16 protein-coding genes are annotated in these 15,768 nt (G+C 63.1%); 5 read left to right on the top strand and 11 right to left on the bottom strand.

Annotation, left to right across the window (positions count from 1 at the left end):
• Positions 1-8 precede the first annotated feature (8 nt).
• Positions 9-1,211: a GNAT family N-acetyltransferase gene (locus tag BM045_RS11895; RefSeq protein ID WP_139198781.1), complete on the bottom strand. Its 1,203-nt coding sequence runs from the start codon at positions 1,209-1,211 to the stop codon at positions 9-11.
• 331 nt (positions 1,212-1,542) lie between these two features.
• Between BM045_RS11895 and ffh the strand changes: the two genes are divergently transcribed.
• Together ffh and rpsP are read left to right on the top strand one after the other, a co-directional pair.
• Positions 1,543-3,132 carry a signal recognition particle protein gene (gene ffh, locus BM045_RS11900; RefSeq protein WP_092184164.1) on the top strand — a complete coding sequence of 530 codons (1,590 nt, stop codon included), beginning with the start codon at positions 1,543-1,545 and terminating at the stop codon, positions 3,130-3,132.
• A 28-nt stretch (positions 3,133-3,160) separates the two neighbouring features.
• Positions 3,161-3,565, top strand: a complete 405-nt coding sequence (rpsP, locus tag BM045_RS11905) for a 30S ribosomal protein S16 (protein WP_092183552.1) — start codon at positions 3,161-3,163, stop codon at positions 3,563-3,565.
• A 235-nt stretch (positions 3,566-3,800) separates the two neighbouring features.
• Here rpsP and leuB read toward each other — a convergent pair whose 3' ends face one another.
• The 7 genes from leuB to deoD all read right to left on the bottom strand — a co-directional run bounded on the left by leuB (position 3,801) and on the right by deoD (position 9,940).
• Positions 3,801-4,901, bottom strand: a complete 1,101-nt coding sequence (gene leuB / locus BM045_RS11910; protein WP_092183555.1) for a 3-isopropylmalate dehydrogenase — start codon at positions 4,899-4,901, stop codon at positions 3,801-3,803.
• 75 nt (positions 4,902-4,976) lie between these two features.
• Positions 4,977-5,627 carry a CPBP family glutamic-type intramembrane protease gene (locus BM045_RS11915; RefSeq protein ID WP_092183557.1) on the bottom strand — a complete coding sequence of 217 codons (651 nt, stop codon included), beginning with the start codon at positions 5,625-5,627 and terminating at the stop codon, positions 4,977-4,979.
• Positions 5,628-5,856: 229 nt separating this feature from the next.
• On the bottom strand, positions 5,857-6,144 hold the full coding sequence (locus tag BM045_RS11920) for a hypothetical protein (RefSeq protein ID WP_092183559.1): 288 nt from the start codon (positions 6,142-6,144) through the stop codon (positions 5,857-5,859).
• Positions 6,145-6,222: 78 nt separating this feature from the next.
• A complete protein-coding gene (locus BM045_RS11925) occupies positions 6,223-7,041 on the bottom strand; it encodes a COG3904 family protein (protein WP_244522976.1) in 819 nt (272 codons plus the stop codon).
• On the bottom strand, positions 7,038-8,375 hold the full coding sequence (locus BM045_RS11930; RefSeq protein WP_092183561.1) for a hypothetical protein: 1,338 nt from the start codon (positions 8,373-8,375) through the stop codon (positions 7,038-7,040). Before BM045_RS11930 ends, BM045_RS11925 begins: the two co-directional genes overlap by 4 nt.
• A gap of 226 nt (positions 8,376-8,601) precedes the next feature.
• Positions 8,602-9,225, bottom strand: coding sequence for a hypothetical protein (locus BM045_RS11935; protein WP_092183563.1), 624 nt, complete (start codon positions 9,223-9,225; stop codon positions 8,602-8,604).
• 4 nt (positions 9,226-9,229) lie between these two features.
• Positions 9,230-9,940 carry a purine-nucleoside phosphorylase gene (gene deoD, locus BM045_RS11940; protein ID WP_092183564.1) on the bottom strand — a complete coding sequence of 237 codons (711 nt, stop codon included), beginning with the start codon at positions 9,938-9,940 and terminating at the stop codon, positions 9,230-9,232.
• A gap of 132 nt (positions 9,941-10,072) precedes the next feature.
• Here deoD and argC point away from each other — a divergent pair, with 132 nt between their 5' ends.
• The 3 genes from argC to BM045_RS11955 all read left to right on the top strand — a co-directional run bounded on the left by argC (position 10,073) and on the right by BM045_RS11955 (position 12,140).
• Positions 10,073-11,023 (top strand): N-acetyl-gamma-glutamyl-phosphate reductase, encoded by a 951-nt coding sequence (gene argC, locus BM045_RS11945; protein WP_092183566.1) that lies wholly within the window; start codon positions 10,073-10,075, stop codon positions 11,021-11,023.
• 111 nt (positions 11,024-11,134) lie between these two features.
• The gene (gene leuD / locus BM045_RS11950; protein WP_092183568.1) at positions 11,135-11,740 is read left to right on the top strand and encodes a 3-isopropylmalate dehydratase small subunit; all 606 of its coding nucleotides are present in this window, start codon (positions 11,135-11,137) and stop codon (positions 11,738-11,740) included.
• A 13-nt stretch (positions 11,741-11,753) separates the two neighbouring features.
• The gene (locus BM045_RS11955; RefSeq protein ID WP_092183570.1) at positions 11,754-12,140 is read left to right on the top strand and encodes a RidA family protein; all 387 of its coding nucleotides are present in this window, start codon (positions 11,754-11,756) and stop codon (positions 12,138-12,140) included.
• Position 12,141: 1 nt separating this feature from the next.
• Here BM045_RS11955 and BM045_RS11960 read toward each other — a convergent pair whose 3' ends face one another.
• The 3 genes from BM045_RS11960 to BM045_RS11970 all read right to left on the bottom strand — a co-directional run bounded on the left by BM045_RS11960 (position 12,142) and on the right by BM045_RS11970 (position 15,750).
• Positions 12,142-13,332, bottom strand: coding sequence for a GGDEF domain-containing protein (locus BM045_RS11960; protein ID WP_092183572.1), 1,191 nt, complete (start codon positions 13,330-13,332; stop codon positions 12,142-12,144).
• Positions 13,333-13,488: 156 nt separating this feature from the next.
• Positions 13,489-14,499: an LLM class flavin-dependent oxidoreductase gene (locus tag BM045_RS11965; RefSeq protein ID WP_092183574.1), complete on the bottom strand. Its 1,011-nt coding sequence runs from the start codon at positions 14,497-14,499 to the stop codon at positions 13,489-13,491.
• Positions 14,500-14,553: 54 nt separating this feature from the next.
• A complete protein-coding gene (locus BM045_RS11970; protein ID WP_092183576.1) occupies positions 14,554-15,750 on the bottom strand; it encodes a BaiN/RdsA family NAD(P)/FAD-dependent oxidoreductase in 1,197 nt (398 codons plus the stop codon).
• Between the last annotated feature and the right edge of the window lie 18 nt (positions 15,751-15,768).

Here is a 15,768-nt window from a genome sequence, read left to right on the forward strand (position 1 = left end):
AAAATTGCCTAGCGCCGGCGCAGGTTGAAGACGTAGCGGCGGGTCGCTTTGGCGGCATTCCAGAAAGCGGGCGTCTGCTTGATCAGGCGCTTCAGCGCACCGCGCTGCTTGGTGATGCCGGCAGCGATATGGCCCTTGAGGGTCAGCGGAATGAGGCTGTCGAACACCGGCTGCGGGTCGGTCCACTCCACCTTGTAGTCGAAATCGCCCAGGCCCATGTCGAAGGTCTCGATGCCGGCCTCGAGCAATTGATCCATCAGCTCGGCGACCAGAATGCCGCTCAGGCTATAGCGCGCGGCCGGGCCGGCCGAGGTCGAATTGATATATTGCGAATAGTGATTGCCCGCGGTGGCGCCCCAGGAGGTGGCGACGATCTCGTCGCCGGCCAGCAGCGCATGGACGCACAGCGCCGGACGCGTTTCGCCGAAGCTGGCAATGCTCAGCGCGCGGAAGAAATGGGTGAAGGGCGCTTTGGCGAAGATATTGTCGACGCCCATAGCATCGAAGCGCGCGCCGCGCTGTTCGATAAAGGTCGCCTGCACAAGGTCTAGCGTGGCTGCATCATCGACCCGCACCAGCCGGACCGGACCGAACTGCTCTTCCAGCCGCCGCCGGCCGCGATTGATATTGCTGCGGCGCTTGGTGGTCAGGCGATGTTCGACATAGGGCACCGGCGTGCCGCCAATGGCGGTGGCATAAAGGTTGGAGGGACCGGGCGAATGGGGCAGGGCCAGCACCGGATTGGCCACGCCCTGCCAGACCCGGGGCTGGCTCAAAAAGCTGATCAGATCGATGCCACCGGCGGCGCGCGCCAGCTGGTCGAAAATGCAGCGCAGATCGGCTGGTGTCGGCTGGAACTGCGGGGCAGAGAGGATCCAGTCGCTGTTGGATTGATGGCCGCCCAGCATGCGGGCCCGCACCACGCCATAGCGATGTTCGACTAGCAGCGGCAGCACGGCGACAGGGCGATCCATATCGCTGACCACGGCCACGGCCACGCGTCCAGCCGGCTCGGCACCGGCGGCGAGCAGCGCCGCCACCCAGTCGTAGCGCTGATAGGGCGTCAGCACCCCATGGGTTTCAAGGCTGCGCCACGCCGCTTCAGCAGCGGCCATCGTGTCATGCACCACAATATCCAGGCGCGCGTCGAGACGCACGCCCTCGATGGGCGGGTTGGCAGGAGCGGCCTGTATGGCGGTGATCTGCGTCATCGTCAGGTCGGACTTTGCAATCGCTTGGAACAATTGCCTGCACAGTAGGGGCCAATTACCACTATTTCCTTAGTAGACGCATCAGATGTTTAGCGTCTGTACCGACGTGCCCTCCCGGCGTAGCCAGCTTTCCTTGACTCCTCGGCCCATTTCCCCTAAACGCACCCCGTTCATCAGGCTTTGCTCCTGACCAGCCGACCGGGGCCCCGCAAGGGTACCACGATCCCGGAGGCCACCATCCGCCAGCGCGTTGCGCCCGCGGGTGTGCTTGGCGTTTGGACTGATGGATCTTATCTCTCTCGGATCACCCGAAGAGACAAAGGACCAAAATATGTTCGAGAGCCTTTCCGACCGGCTTGGCAAAATCTTCGAAGGTCTCCGCGGACGCGGCGCGCTTAATGCCGCCGACGTCGATGCAGCGATGCGCGAAATCCGCCGCGCGCTGATCGAGGCCGACGTTTCGCTCGAAGTGGTCAAGGCTTTCGTCGAACAGGTGCGCGAGCGTGCCGTCGGCGCCGAAGTCACCCGCTCGGTCACTCCCGGCCAGCAGGTCGTCAAGATCGTCAATGACGAGCTGGTCGCCGTGCTGGGCACGACGGCGTCGCCGATCGATCTCAATGCGGTCGCGCCGGTGACGCTGCTGATGGTGGGTCTGCAGGGTTCGGGCAAGACCACGACCACGGCCAAGATCGCCAAGCGCCTGACCGACCGCCAGAAGAAAAAGGTCCTTCTCGCTTCGCTCGATACCCGTCGCCCCGCTGCCATGGAGCAGCTGCGCGTGTTGGGCGAGCAGGTCGGCGTCGATACCCTGCCGATCGTTGCCGGTGAAAACCCGGTGCAGATCGCCCGCCGCGCCGAGCGCGAAGGCCGTCTCGGCGGCTATGACGTTCTCATTCTCGATACGGCCGGCCGCACCCACATCGACGAAGAGCTGATGGCCGAAACGGCCGAGATCAAGTCGATCGCCAATCCGCATGAAATCCTGCTGGTTGTCGATGCGCTGACCGGCCAGGACGCGATCAATGTTGCGCGCTCGTTTGACAGCCGCCTCGATATCACCGGCATCGTGCTCACCCGCGTCGATGGCGATGGCCGTGGCGGCGCAGCGCTCTCCATGCGCGCGGCCACCGGCAAGCCGATCAAGCTGATCGGCGTCGGCGAAAAAATGGATGCGCTGGAGGATTTCCATCCCAGCCGCATCGCTGACCGCATTCTTGGCATGGGCGACATTGTTTCGCTGGTGGAAAAGGCCGCCGAGCACGTTTCTGCCGAAGATGCGCAGAAGATGGCCAAGAAGCTCAAGAAGGGCTCCTTCGACCTCGACGACCTGCGCAACCAGCTGATCCAGATGAAGAAGATGGGCGGCATGGGTGGCCTGATGGGCATGATGCCCGGCATGGGCCAGATCAAGAAGGCCATGGCCAATTCCAATGTCGACGAGAAGGTGTTCGATCGCCAGATCGCCATCATCAATTCGATGACCAAAAAAGAGCGTGCTGAACCCGACCTGCTCAATGCCAGCCGCCGCAAGCGTATCGCTGCCGGCGCGGGCGTCGAAGTGTCGGAAATCAACAAGCTCGCCAAGCAGCACCGCCAGATGGCGGATATGATGAAAAAGGTCAGTAAGGGCGGCATGGGTGCCCTGGGTGGCATGTTCGGCGGCAAGATGGGCGGAATGCTCGGCGGCATGCCCGACATGAGCAAGATGGACCCGGCGCAGCTTGAACAGATGGCGCGCCAGGCCGGTATTGACCCTTCCGCTCTCAAGGGCCTGCCCTCGGCAAGCCTGCCCGCTCCCAAGGCGCTGCCGTCCGATGTCGGCGCGCTGCTCAAGAATTCCGGCGGCCCATTGCTGCCCGGTCTCGGCGCCTCTGGCGCTCCCCGTTTCCCCGGCCTTCCCGGCCTGGGCAAGAAGAAATAGTCGTTCAACCAAACTCTAGGATATCAAAATGGCCCTGAAACTCCGTCTCGCCCGTGGTGGCACCAAGAAGCGTCCTTTCTACCATATCGTCGTTGCCGATGCCCGTTCGCCGCGCGATGGCCGCTTCATCGAAAAGCTGGGCACCTTCAACCCGCTGCTGGCCAAGGACGCTGAAAACCGCGTCGTGCTGAACACCGACCGTGCCAAGCACTGGCTCGACGTCGGCGCCCAGCCGACCGACCGCGTGCTGCGTTTCCTCGACGTTGCCGGTCTCGTGAAGCGCGATGCGCGCAACAACCCGGAAAAGGCAATTCCCGGCGAGAAGGCCACGGCCCGTGCCGATGAGCGCGCTGCCAAGATCGCTGCCGCCGAAGAAGCCAAGAACGCCCCCAAGGAAGAAGCTCCGGCCGCTGAAGAAGCTGCTGCCGAGTAAGCTTTCGGGTAGTCCGAATGTGAAAAGCCCCGGTGGTGACACCGGGGCTTTTTGTATTTTTGGCCACTGATCCTGCCACCATCTCCCTGTCATCCCGGCGCAGGCCGTGATCCATCTCGAGATTTTGCTGCGGCCGCAAGGTGGTTCAATTGATCGCCCTAGCGGCGGCGGTCCCATCTCAGGATGGGCCCCGGCTCAAGGCCGGGGTGACACCGTGGGTGTGGAGGCTGTGGCGTCAGGCCTTGAGCTTGCCCAAAATCGCGGCGCCCATTTCTTCCGTGCCAACCGTCTTGCGATTGTCCTGCGCGATATCGCCCGTGCGCAAACCATCGGACAACACCGCCGAAATCGCATTCTCGATCTTGGTCGCCAGTTCGATCATGCCGAAGCTATAGCGCAGCGCCATGGCGACCGAGGCGATCATGGCGATCGGATTGGCAATGCCCTGGCCGGCGATATCGGGGGCCGAGCCATGCACGGGCTCGTAGAAGGCCTTGCGCTTGCCGGTGACCGGATCGGGCGCGCCGAGCGAGGCCGATGGCAGCATGCCGAGCGAGCCGGTCAGCATGGCGGCGACGTCGGAGAGGATGTCGCCGAACAGGTTATCGGTGACCATGACGTCGAACTGCTTGGGGTTACGGACAAGCTGCATGGCGGCGTTGTCGGCCAGGATATGGTGCAGTTCGACATCGGGATAATCCTTGCCGATGCCTTTCACCACTTCGTCCCACAGCACGCCGGACTTCATGACATTCTTCTTGTCGGCCGAATGCACCTTGTTGTTGCGGGTGCGGGCGAGGTCGAAGGCGACGCGGGCGATGCGGTCGATTTCATAGGTCTCGTAGACCTGTGTATCGATGGCGCGCTTCTGGCCATTTTCGAGATCGGTGATGGTCTTGGGCTCGCCGAAATAGACGCCGCCGGTCAGCTCGCGCACGATGAGGATATCGAGGCCTTCGACCAGCTCGCGCTTCAGCGACGACGCATCGGCCAAGGCTGGATAGCAGATGGCGGGGCGCAGGTTGGCGAAGACGGCCATTTCCTTGCGCAGGCGCAGCAGCGCTGCTTCGGGGCGATGCTCATAGGGGACATTGTCCCACTTGGGACCGCCCACGGCGCCAAAGATCACCGCGTCGGCGGCCTTGGCTTTTTCGGTGTCCTCGTCGGTGATGGCGACCTGGTGCTTGTCGTAGGCCGAACCGCCGGCCAGACCGGTATCGGTCGAGAAATCGGTCAGCTGCTCGGCATTGGTCCAGGCGATCAGCTTTTCGACCTCGACCATGATTTCGGTGCCGATGCCGTCGCCGGGCAACAGGAATAGGGAATGGGGGGCCACGGTGGTCTCCTCGCCGTACTGGTGGTTACGCCTTTGCCGCACATAGCGGGATTTTGGCCTGAGACGCAAGCCAGACTATGGATGCGGCGTGACGAATCCATTGGCATTGAACAGCACCCAGAAGCTGAGGATATTGGTCAGCACATGGGCGATGGAGCTGTAAAATACCGAGCCGGTGCGCCAGGCGATCCAGCTCCACAGCAGGCCGGGCAGGGCGACGCCGGCCAGCAGCATGGGCCAGCCGCCGGGGAAGTTGAGGTTCTGGCTAAGGGCGAAGGGCAGGCAGGAGGCCGTGCCGAGCAGATAGGCGAGGGCAAAGCCGAGGCTGGGTCGATTGTGGAAGGCGGTCAGGAAACCGCCCCGCCAGGAGGCCTCCATCAGCGGGCCATTGAAGACGGCAACAGCCGCGGCCAGCATGGCGCCATGGGTGGTCAGCAGGGCCGTGTAGGGCACCAGCGCGGCGAGAAAGACCATACCGACCTGCACTAGCAGGAGAATTGGCACGAACCAGTCCCGCCAGGCCAGCCGCTCGGAGAATGTCTGGCCGCCATCCCTGTTCCAAACGTGGATGGCGATGACGGGAATACAGAAGGCGATCCAGTGGAAGGCCAGCGACAGCAGGAAGCCGGATGGCCCGTTGATCGCGGTGAGCCTAGGCACCAGCACCACCAAAGCGCCAATCAGCGCCAGCGCATGCAGGACAAGGGCTATCTGGGAACGGGTCATGCGGGCTCGGGGATCGACGGTTCACGCCTATTGATCCAGAAGCCTGCCGTTGTGCAAGAGAGCTTGCACAAACGCGCTGTCATCCCGGCCTCGAGCCGGGATCCATCTCGAGATCGTGCAGCAGCCGCGAGGTGGTCATACGATCGACCTTGCGGCTGTGCGTTCATCTCAGGATGGGCCCCGGCTCAAGGCAGGGGTGACACCGCGTTTGGGGTCGGCTTGGAGCGAACTAGTTCGTCGTCCGCTCGACGATCTCGAAGTCATCGGCTGTCATATCGACCATCAGCGCCAGTTGCTGGCGGTCGAGTTCGGCCAGCCAAGCCGTCCAGGAGCAGGGGCTCATGCCATCGTCCTGGCTTTCGTGGCTGGGCTTTTCGCGTTTCTGGAAGCTGAGGCGCAGCTGCGAGCGTTCCTCCCCGAAACGGTTGCGCACCCGGGCGATGGCCGGGATTCCGTGCCGGTCCGATACCCAGTTCTGGATATCGCGATGGCGTGTCAAAGTATGCATCTGGGTCATTTTGGCCTCCCCGCCAATTGTTGTGTTTCTAACCACTCGCAATGATCCCGGTCCTCCACCGGTTGCATCACGAGGGTGTCAATTTTCCACGAACTCCGTGACAAGCTTGAGACGCGTCATCTCCTCCGGGTTGAAATAATACAGCCGCTCCGGCGGCGTTTCGAGCGCATGCAGCCACAGTGCCGGATCGACCCCGGTCTTGGTCAGGTGGCTGATGATTTCGCCGGTCGTACTCTGGGCGCCACTCATGGCGGAGCCGGCCACGCGCAAAGCGTTCTGCGCATCGCCCGACAGGGCCGCCGCATAGATTTGGTGTACGCCGATAGCGGCGTCCCTGCTGGCCAGGCGGCTGGCGCCAGAAGCAAAAATGATCGGGCAGGACGAGGCACAGAGCGAGCCGGCAGCGACCTTGGTGGCAAGGCCCTTTTCATGGATCAGACTGCCGATGGCCAGCGCATCCATAACCGATCCTCCGGGCGAATCGAGAAGCACAGTCTGGACGTATTCGCCACGCGCTTCAATCTCGGCGGCAAACCGCTCGGCCGAACCGACATCGATCGAGCCCGTCAGACGCAGTTCTCCACCGCTGCCCAGAGCAATTTCCAGTGGTTGTTCCAGCAGTTGCGGGCTGGTCGTTACATTTGGATTGGCGCCGTCACCCGGACCATCCGGATTGAACGGCGGCAGGATGGGTTGGGCCGGCACGGCCAGCGCCGCGCCCTCGTTTTCCGTCAGCTCGCGGAAGTCGACATAGAGCACAGAGGCGGTGCCGGCCAGCAAGGCAAAGAAGGCGACGCGCAGGATATTGCCGTCCTCGAGGTTGGCAACGGCCTGGACCCAGCGCCTGTAGAACGGGCCGTCTTCGGTTGCCGCGCGGGCATTGGCGTCGGTCTTCATGCCGGGCGCGGCCCATCGGTGCGCTTGCGCTGCGCCGCATCGATGGGCGTCACAGTGGCATCGTCAGGGGCAACCTCTGCCACCACCGGCGTATCGATCGGCTCCGGCTCCACCACGCGCGGTTTCCCCGTCGAGACATCGATCCCCGCTGCTTCCATCTGCCGGAACAGCGCCATGGCGCGCAGCATTTCGGCGGCGGTGATGTTTTCCGCCTCTTCGAGGCTTTCCGAATCCTTGCGCATGGCGTCGTTGACGATCATCAAAACGAGCACCAGCACCACCGGCAGGAGGTCGATGGAAATGGCGCCGGCCCAGCTCGGGATGAAATCCTGCCAATAGCGCAACACCGCCTCGGCGCTGGAGAGCGGTACATAGCGGCGCTGGGCCACCGGTTCGGTGGCGAGGATTTCGTCGGCCGCGGTCGATAACGCGGTGGATTGGGCGGCGACCGAGGTGCGGACGGTTTCCATCACCTGGTTTTGCCGATTGGCGAGGTCGCCGACCTGGCCGTCAGCCACCGGGGCGATGAAGCCGGCACTGAGGTCAGCCGAGGCTCGCTTCACCGAAGCGGCAACCCCTGTCTGCTGTAGAGCGGCAATCAGGGCCGAAAGCTGCACGGCTTCGCTCTGGAAGCTGTCGGCACGCGGCTCGACAGCGCCGGGAGTCGAGACCAGTTCGCGCATGGTGGCAAGACGGGCCGAGCCCTGTTCGAACTGCGAGGCAACTTCGTCGCGACTATCGGTAATCGTGGCGGCCAGCTGGTTCATCTGCGTGCCCATCTGGGTCAGCAATTGCACCACGCTGCCCGAGCCGGTGGTGCCGGTCAGAGCGCCGGATTCCCGCTCGTCATTGGCGAGGCCGGTGAAGCGTTCCGCCGCGCGCTGCACGTCGGGAAGCAGGCTTTGCGCGGCCAGGGCATTGGCATGGGCCTGGTCGAGATCCTCGGCATAGCCCTGCAGCGTCACCGCCATATGCTGTTCGGTGGCGGCCGAACCGGCGAGCGCTGCCGCATTGAGCCAACTCGACATGGCCATGATCATCGCGCAGCCAATGGCCATGGTGACGAAGAGCCCCACGCGCTGCACGCCGGAGGTCACCAGCGGCACGAAGCGCAGCATGAAGCTCCAGAAGGCATAGATGGCGACCGACACGGCCGCCGAATAGATGATGGCGGCAAAGAAGACGAAGGTTGCCGAGCCATCGAGAATGCCGCGCACCCCGAGATAGGTGTAGACGCCCGAGGCCAGGGCCAGCACGGCCAGGGCAAAGCGGGTCATCGTCTCGACGCCCTTGACGGTCTCGTTGAGGCGGTAGGCGTTGGGTTTCAGCTGCATTTATGGCGGGCCCCGGTGTTAGCCGGAGACTAGCATGGCGAAATCGGCAGAATAGCGGCGGATCGAATGACGGCTGCGTGAAAGCCGGGGGGCTGTCAGTCGTCCTTCCCTCCCCCTTGTGGGGAGGGATCGAGGGTGGGGGTGGTTTGGCCCGGATAGCGGGGCCCATACCCCCACCCGACCCCTTCGGGGCCACCCTCCCCACAAGGGGGAAGGAGAAGAAAGGCTACCCGTTCATCTTCGCCAGCAGCTTTTCCACCCGCTTGCGCTTGCTCTCCTGCACGATATCGCCCAGTCGCTGCGTCAGCACTGCGAGGAATCCCGGCTTCTGCTCCGGAGTGATCACCGGCGCCATGTCTTCGGCATAGGTGGGAAACTGGTTGGGTGCGGCATGGGCCAGTCGCTCGACCAGCAGCGGCACGGCCTTGTCGCCATAGCCGGCGCGGGCCAGCTTGATCAGGATGGAATTGCAATGATCCTTGGCGATGACCGAGCCGCGGTCGGCGGCTTCGATAATGGCGGGCAGTTCTGCGACCAACGTTGCCGCCCGCTGCTCGGCCACGGCATCCAGCGCGGTCATGGCGCCCCACACCTGGCGGTTGTTCTTGCTCTTCAGCGCTTCGATAAACACCGGGCATTGCCCGCCGACCAGCGCCGGATCGCGAGCGCCCACCTCATAGAGGACTTTCAGCGCATCATTGGCCTGCCGGGCCGGTCCGGAGCGCACCGCTGCGGCCAGTTCCGCGATAGCACCGGCGTCCTTACCCGCCACGATCTCTTCCGCCAGCGCCACATTGGGCGCCTCGTCGCGGCGGTCTAGCGCGCTGGATAATCTCTCGAGCACCGACATGGCATCAGACCTCTACCGCCACATCCAGTGCCAGTTCGACCATGTCTCGCAGCGAGGTCTGGCGCTGTTCGGCGTCGATTTCGTCCTTGGTGATCAGGCAATCGGTCATGGTGCAGATGGTGAGGGCCTTGACCCCAAAGCGCGCCGCCAAAGTATAGAGCGCCGCCGCTTCCATCTCAACGCCGAGCACACCGTGCTCAGGCAGCGCGTCATAACCCGCCATGCCATTGGCATGGTAGAAAATATCCGAGCTCAGCATATTGCCGGCATGATAGCGCATGCCCGCCGCCTCGGCTTTTTCGGCCGCCGAACGCAGCAGGCCGAAGTCGGCTATGGGGGCAAAGTTGAAGGCGCCGAAGCGGCCCTTGACGATGGAGCTGTCGGTTGAGGCGCCCTGCGCCAGGATCAGGTCCCGGACCTTCACCTTGGCATTGAGCCCGCCACAGGTGCCGACGCGGATCAGCGTCTTGGCACCATAGACATTGATCAGCTCATGCACATAGATGGCCAGAGATGGCTGGCCCATGCCCGAGGCCTGTACCGACACCGGCTTGCCCTTCCAAGTGCCTGTATAGCCCAGGCAATTACGCACCGAGTTGACCAGTTTGGCATCGTCGAAAAACGTCTCGGCAATCCACTTGGCGCGCAGGGGATCGCCCGGCAGCAGCACGGCCTCGGCATAGTCACCCGGCTTGGCGTGGTTATGAGGGGTCATGAGGCGCGATCCTTTGTGCGAGTGGCCCAAGCATTGCCATTGTGAGGCCTGCACTGCAACCATGCGGCGGCTGACGTCTTGACCTCGACACATGCGGGGTCCATTTACGCTGCCGCAATCGGAGATATGCCAATGGTCGCCAAGATTTTCATCGACGGGGAAGCCGGAACCACGGGTCTGCAGATCCGCGAGCGCCTGGCCGGCCGGCGCGACCTCGAAGTGCTGTCGATTGCCCAGGACAAGCGCAAGGATCAGGATGAGCGCAAGCGCCTGCTCAATGAAGCCGATGTCGCCATCCTCTGCTTGCCCGACGATGCAGCGAAGGAAAGCGTCAGCCTGATCGACAATGGCACGACCCGGGTGATCGACGCCTCGACGGCCTATCGTGTCGATCCCGATTGGGCCTATGGCTTTGCCGAAATGGACAAGAACCAGTCGGACGTGATCGCCAAGGCGCGTTTCGTTTCCAATCCCGGCTGCTATCCGCAGGGCCCGATCGCGACGCTGCGTCCGCTGATCGAAGCGGGTCTCTTGCCCGACAGTTTTCCGATCAGCGTCAATGCCATTTCCGGCTATTCCGGCGGCGGCAAGCAGATGATCGCCGAATATGAGGCGGCTGGCGACGAGGCCAGCGAATACATGCCCTATGGCCTGACCTTCCAGCACAAGCATGTGCCGGAGATGACCAAATATACCAAGCTTTCGGGCGCACCGCTGTTCGTCCCGTCGGTCGGTGACTATGCCCAGGGCATGGTGACCTTCGTGCCGCTGCAGCTCGGCCAATTGGCCAAGGTCCCGAGCGGCAAGGATATCCACGCCGCCATTGCCGATCATTTCGCCGGTATCAAGGACAGTTTCGTCCAGGTCGCGCCCTATGCTGACCTTGCCAAGACGCCCGAGCTCGATCCCGAGATCTACAACAATACCAACACCATGAAGCTGCATGTCTTCGCCAATGACGCGCGGGCGCAGGTGCTGCTGGTGGCGGTCTATGACAATCTCGGCAAGGGCGCCTCGGGTGCTGCGGTGCAGAACCTCAACCTGATGCTGGGCGTGAGTGCGAAGGAAAGTCTCGCAGCCTGACAAGTGTGGCGATGGCGTAACCATGAGTACGCCATCGAACGCTTTCGCCGTCTCCCGACTTGACCGGAACCTCGCTTTGCGCAAAGACCCTTGGCAAAGCGAGGATTTCTCATGGACAAGTTCACCAGTCTGACCGGTGTCGCGGCGCCCCTGCCGATCATCAATATCGACACCGACATGATCATCCCCAAGCAGTATCTCAAGACCATCAAGCGGACGGGTCTGGGCACGGCGCTGTTCAGCGAAATGCGCTATAACGAAGACGGCACCGAGAACCCAGAATTCGTGCTCAACAAGCCCGGCTATCGCGGCGCCACCATCATCGTGGCCGGCGACAATTTCGGCTGCGGCTCGTCGCGCGAACACGCGCCTTGGGCACTGCTCGATTTCGGCATCCGTTGCGTCATCTCGACCAGCTTTGCCGATATTTTCTACAATAACTGCTTCAAGAACGGCATCCTGCCGCTGGTGGTGACGCCCGAGCAGCTCAAATTGCTGCTCGACGATGCCGAGCGCGGCTCCAATGCGACGCTGACGGTGGACCTCGAAGCGCAGACCGTGCAGGGCCCCGATGGCGGCACGATCCATTTCGATATCGACCCGACCCGCAAGCAGATCCTGCTCGAAGGCCTCGACGATATCGCCGGCACGCTGAAGTCCGACCCGTCGATCACCTCATTCGAAAACAAGATGGCATCCGACCGCCCCTGGCTCTGAAGGTTTCACAAACATGCAGCGTGTATCGACAGGTTCGCCGTTTGAAGCGACCTTTGGCTATTCCCGTGCCGTGCGGCATGAGGACACCGTCTATGTCTCCGGCACCACCGGCTATGACTATGCCACCATGACCATGCCCGACGATGTCGGCCAGCAGGCAGCCAATGCCCTCGCCACGATCGACAAGGCGCTCAAGGAAGCCGGCTCGTCGATCCAGGACACCGTGCGCGTGGTCTATTATGTCGGCGACCGCAATGACGTCGATGCGGTGGTCAAGGCCGTCGGCCCGGTGTTCAAGGATATCCGCCCGGCCGCCTCCATGCTGATCGTCCAGATGATCGAAGCCGGCATGAAGATCGAGATCGAAGTCACCGCCCGCATCGGCGCCGCCAACTCCTGATCTAGCCTGCCGCGAATAAGCCCTGCCCGCGCACGGCAGGGCTTTTCTCTGCCTTGGTCGGTGCCGCGCAGACGCGGTTGCGCCCGCTCCTTTTCGCCTCATAAAGCGCGATATCGGCGCGGCGCAGCAGGTCGGTGAGCGTTTCACCCGCCTCCATGCCGGCAATGCCGAAACTGGCGCTAACTGGCCGGCCGCCGATGCTCTCGAGGGCGAGGCTGGCAAAGCTCCGGCGGACCTGCTCGGCATAGTCCTGCCCGCCTTGCGCATCGGCATGCGGTAGCAGGGCAATGAATTCCTCGCCGCCGACCCGGCCCAGAATGGTCCTGGCTTTTGCGTGTTGCGCCAGAAGGTCGGCGAAGGCAACGATCACGCCATCGCCGGCGGCATGGCCAAAACTGTCATTGACGGATTTGAAGTGATCGAGATCTGCAACGACCACGGCACAGGGCGTGGCGCCTCCGATCAGATGCTCCGCGCGGGCTTCAAAGCCACGGCGGTTGAGCAGGCCCGATAGCGTGTCGGTTTCCGAGCGCGCAGTCATTTCTGCCAGCACGTCGCGCAGGATGATCAGCAGCAGCAGGATGCCGGTGGCGATCAGCAACATGCTGCCGACGCTCTGCGAAATGGCGGCATAGGTGGTGCCGATATAGTTCTGCGCCGTGGTGCCGCTGCCCATGTTCACGGCCAGGATCGGCTTGATCAGAAATTGCACGGCGCTCAGCGCAAACAGCGACACCAGGGCATTGTCCAGCGCCTTGCGGCGCGGAAAGCGCAGGATGGTGATCACCCCCAGCACATGCACGATGAAGTAGGGCGATTGATACAGCACGTGGCGCAGCGCAGAGTCGCGCGGCAGGTCGAGAATGAGGATATTGAGGAGCAGCGTGCCCAGCACAAAGGCGATCACGGTGCGCCATGGTGGACTGAGGCGATAATGGCGTGCAAGGGCGATGACGCCCATGGCCGCGCCATATTGCAGGCTGAGCGGCACGGCGACTTCGATCAACCTGGCATCGGCCTGCGTGGGCAGGAGGATTTCAAGCAGCGGGTTGAACATGCCAAAGGCATAGCCGGCGGCCAGCCAGCGGGCGCTGGTATTGCTGCGCGCGTAAAGGCTCGCGACGCCAAAAGCGGTGGCGAAGGTAAAGGCGACAAACAGGCTGATGGCCAAAACAAAGGTGGCGGCGCTCATAAGCCTTCCAAAACCGGCAATGGCTCTTGATAGCGCCCCCTGCCAAATGCCGGGTTAACGGCCCATCCGGCCTCCAGTGGCCCATAAAAAGAAGATTTGTTTATTGCCAACAGCTTGGCTGCAAACACCCGGGACCGCATTAAGGCTCTGTTCAGCCTAATGGCGCGGTTTCACGCCGAAGGCCTCGGCGAGCAGGCCATAGCTGCGCCGGCGCAGTGCGTAGCTGTGGATGGTTGTGGTGACCATCACCTCGTCCACCTCGCTGGACGCGGCTTTTTCCAGAATGGTGTCGCGGACTGTCTCCGGCGAGCCGACGATCCACAGGGTGCCCTGATGGTCGATCACCGACTGCTGCTGCGGCGTCAGCACCACCTTGTGCGCCTCCTCAGGGCTGAGCAGCCGGCGCTGTTCGCCGGTCATGAACAGGGCCCATTGCACGGCCTGCGAATGAGACAGGTATTTGGCCTCCTCATCGGTCGGGGCGCAGACCACCGAAACGCACATCATGGTTTTCGGCTTGGGGAAGGCTTCCGTTGCCATGAAGGCATAGCGATAGGCTTCAAAGGCCGGGGCAGGGGGCGTGTGGCTGAAATGGGCGGCAAAGGCATAGCCGATGCCCAATTGCCCGGCCGCCGAAGCGCTGGCGCCAGACGAGCCGAGCAGCCACATCGGCGGCAGGCGGATGCCGCCGGGCGAAACCGGGACGCGCGAATAGGCATGCTCGGGCGGAAAGCTGTCCTCGTCAAAGGCCATCAGCTCGGCCAGATAGGCCGAAAACTCCTCGCCGCCGCCCGAGCGCAGCGCCCGCATGGCATAGCCGTCGCCACCCGGCGCGCGGCCCAACCCGAGATCGATACGGCCGGGAAACAGGCCTTCCAATGTGCGGTAGGCTTCGGCAATGCGCAAAGGCGCGTGGTTGAGCAGCATGACGCCACCCGAGCCGACGCGGATATTCTTGGTATGGGCTGCGGCGCTGCCGATCAGGATTTCCGGCACGGATGAGGCAATGGACGGCATGCCATGGTGCTCGGCATACCACAGCCGCGTATAGCCCAGCCGGTCGGCCTCCTGCGCCAGAAGGATCGTCTCCTGCATGGCCTCTGCCGTGGAGGTGCCTTCGGCAATGGGGGCGAGATCCTGCAGCGACAGGGCGAAAGGGGCGGCCATGGCGATAGTCCTATTGGTGGTTTCCGGCGTTCTATCGGCAAATTGCGATGAAAGCTAGGCCGCCTGACCCGCTGCCCAACCTGAGGCCCAGGCCCATTGGAAATTATAGCCGCCGAGCCAGCCGGTGACGTCGACCACCTCGCCGACGAAAAACAGGCCTGGCACATTGCGCGCGCCCAGCGTCTTGGCATCGAGATCGCGGGTATCGACGCCGCCCAGCGTCACTTCCGCCGTGCGGTAGCCTTCCGAGCCGACCGGCTTCAGCGTCCAGGCCTTGAGCTTCTGCTCGACCAGCGCCAGCTTCTTGTCGGAGAAATCGCCGACCATGCCGGTCATGTCGAGTTCTTCGCCGAGCAGATGCGCCAGCTTCTTGGGCAAGACGCTGCCCAGCACGGTCTGCACCTGCACTTTAGGGGTCGCCTTGCGCGCAGCGCGCAGCACCTCGCCGGCATCCTGATGCGGCAGCAGGTCCACGGCGATGGCATCGCCTTCGCGCCAATAGGAGGAAATCTGCAGGATCGACGGGCCTGAGAGACCGCGGTGGGTGAACAGCAGCGCTTCCTCGAACGACGTCTTGCCGTGGCTGACGATCGCGTCGGCGGCAATGCCCGAAAGCTCCTTGAGCTTGTCCAGCGCGCCGGTTTCGAAGGTCAGCGGTACCAGCGCGGGGCGGGTATCGGTCAGCCGCAGGCCAAACTGCGTTGCCAGCTGATAGCCGAGGCCGGTGGCGCCCATCTTGGGAATCGACTTGCCACCGGTGGCAACGATCAGGCTGTCGCAGGTGATCGAAGAGGTGGTGAGCTGGACGGCAAAGCCATCGCCACTCTCGTCGCGTTCGACCTTTTCGACGCCGGTTTCAAGCACCATGGTCACGCCGGCCTTGCGCATTTCGCCCAGCAGCATGGTGTTGATCTGCGTCGCCGGGCCGTCGCAGAACAATTGGCCGAGCGTCTTTTCGTGGAAGGTAATGCCATGATCCCTGACCATGGCGATGAACATATCGGGCGTGTAGCGGCTCAGCGCCGACAGAGCAAAGCGCGAGTTCTGGCTGAGGAACCGGTCGCGGCCCTTCTCGATCGTGGCATTCACATTGGTGAAATTGCAGCGCCCGCCACCGGAAATGCGGATCTTTTCGCCGGCATATTTGGCGTGATCGACCAAGAGCACCGAGCGGCCGCGCCGGCCGGCTTCGATACCGGCCATCATGCCCGCCGCACCGGCACCGAGGATCACGACATCATAATGGGGCATGGTTCAATCCGCTTCCGC

The sequence above is a fragment of the Devosia sp. YR412 genome, from assembly GCF_900110945.1.
Lineage (GTDB): Bacteria > Pseudomonadota > Alphaproteobacteria > Rhizobiales > Devosiaceae > Devosia.

Excerpts from the sequence above, each read along its gene's own strand:
- BM045_RS11895 (WP_139198781.1), bottom strand. The coding sequence starts at position 1,211 with ATGACGCAGATCACCGCCATACAGGCCGCTCCTGCCAACCCGCCCATC.
- ffh (WP_092184164.1), top strand. The coding sequence starts at position 1,543 with ATGTTCGAGAGCCTTTCCGACCGGCTTGGCAAAATCTTCGAAGGTCTC.
- rpsP (WP_092183552.1), top strand. The coding sequence starts at position 3,161 with ATGGCCCTGAAACTCCGTCTCGCCCGTGGTGGCACCAAGAAGCGTCCT.
- BM045_RS11915 (WP_092183557.1), bottom strand. The coding sequence starts at position 5,627 with ATGACCCGTTCCCAGATAGCCCTTGTCCTGCATGCGCTGGCGCTGATT.
- BM045_RS11920 (WP_092183559.1), bottom strand. The coding sequence starts at position 6,144 with ATGACCCAGATGCATACTTTGACACGCCATCGCGATATCCAGAACTGG.
- BM045_RS11925 (WP_244522976.1), bottom strand. The coding sequence starts at position 7,041 with ATGAAGACCGACGCCAATGCCCGCGCGGCAACCGAAGACGGCCCGTTC.
- BM045_RS11930 (WP_092183561.1), bottom strand. The coding sequence starts at position 8,375 with ATGCAGCTGAAACCCAACGCCTACCGCCTCAACGAGACCGTCAAGGGC.
- BM045_RS11935 (WP_092183563.1), bottom strand. The coding sequence starts at position 9,225 with ATGTCGGTGCTCGAGAGATTATCCAGCGCGCTAGACCGCCGCGACGAG.
- deoD (WP_092183564.1), bottom strand. The coding sequence starts at position 9,940 with ATGACCCCTCATAACCACGCCAAGCCGGGTGACTATGCCGAGGCCGTG.
- argC (WP_092183566.1), top strand. The coding sequence starts at position 10,073 with ATGGTCGCCAAGATTTTCATCGACGGGGAAGCCGGAACCACGGGTCTG.
- leuD (WP_092183568.1), top strand. The coding sequence starts at position 11,135 with ATGGACAAGTTCACCAGTCTGACCGGTGTCGCGGCGCCCCTGCCGATC.
- BM045_RS11955 (WP_092183570.1), top strand. The coding sequence starts at position 11,754 with ATGCAGCGTGTATCGACAGGTTCGCCGTTTGAAGCGACCTTTGGCTAT.
- BM045_RS11960 (WP_092183572.1), bottom strand. The coding sequence starts at position 13,332 with ATGAGCGCCGCCACCTTTGTTTTGGCCATCAGCCTGTTTGTCGCCTTT.
- BM045_RS11965 (WP_092183574.1), bottom strand. The coding sequence starts at position 14,499 with ATGGCCGCCCCTTTCGCCCTGTCGCTGCAGGATCTCGCCCCCATTGCC.
- BM045_RS11970 (WP_092183576.1), bottom strand. The coding sequence starts at position 15,750 with ATGCCCCATTATGATGTCGTGATCCTCGGTGCCGGTGCGGCGGGCATG.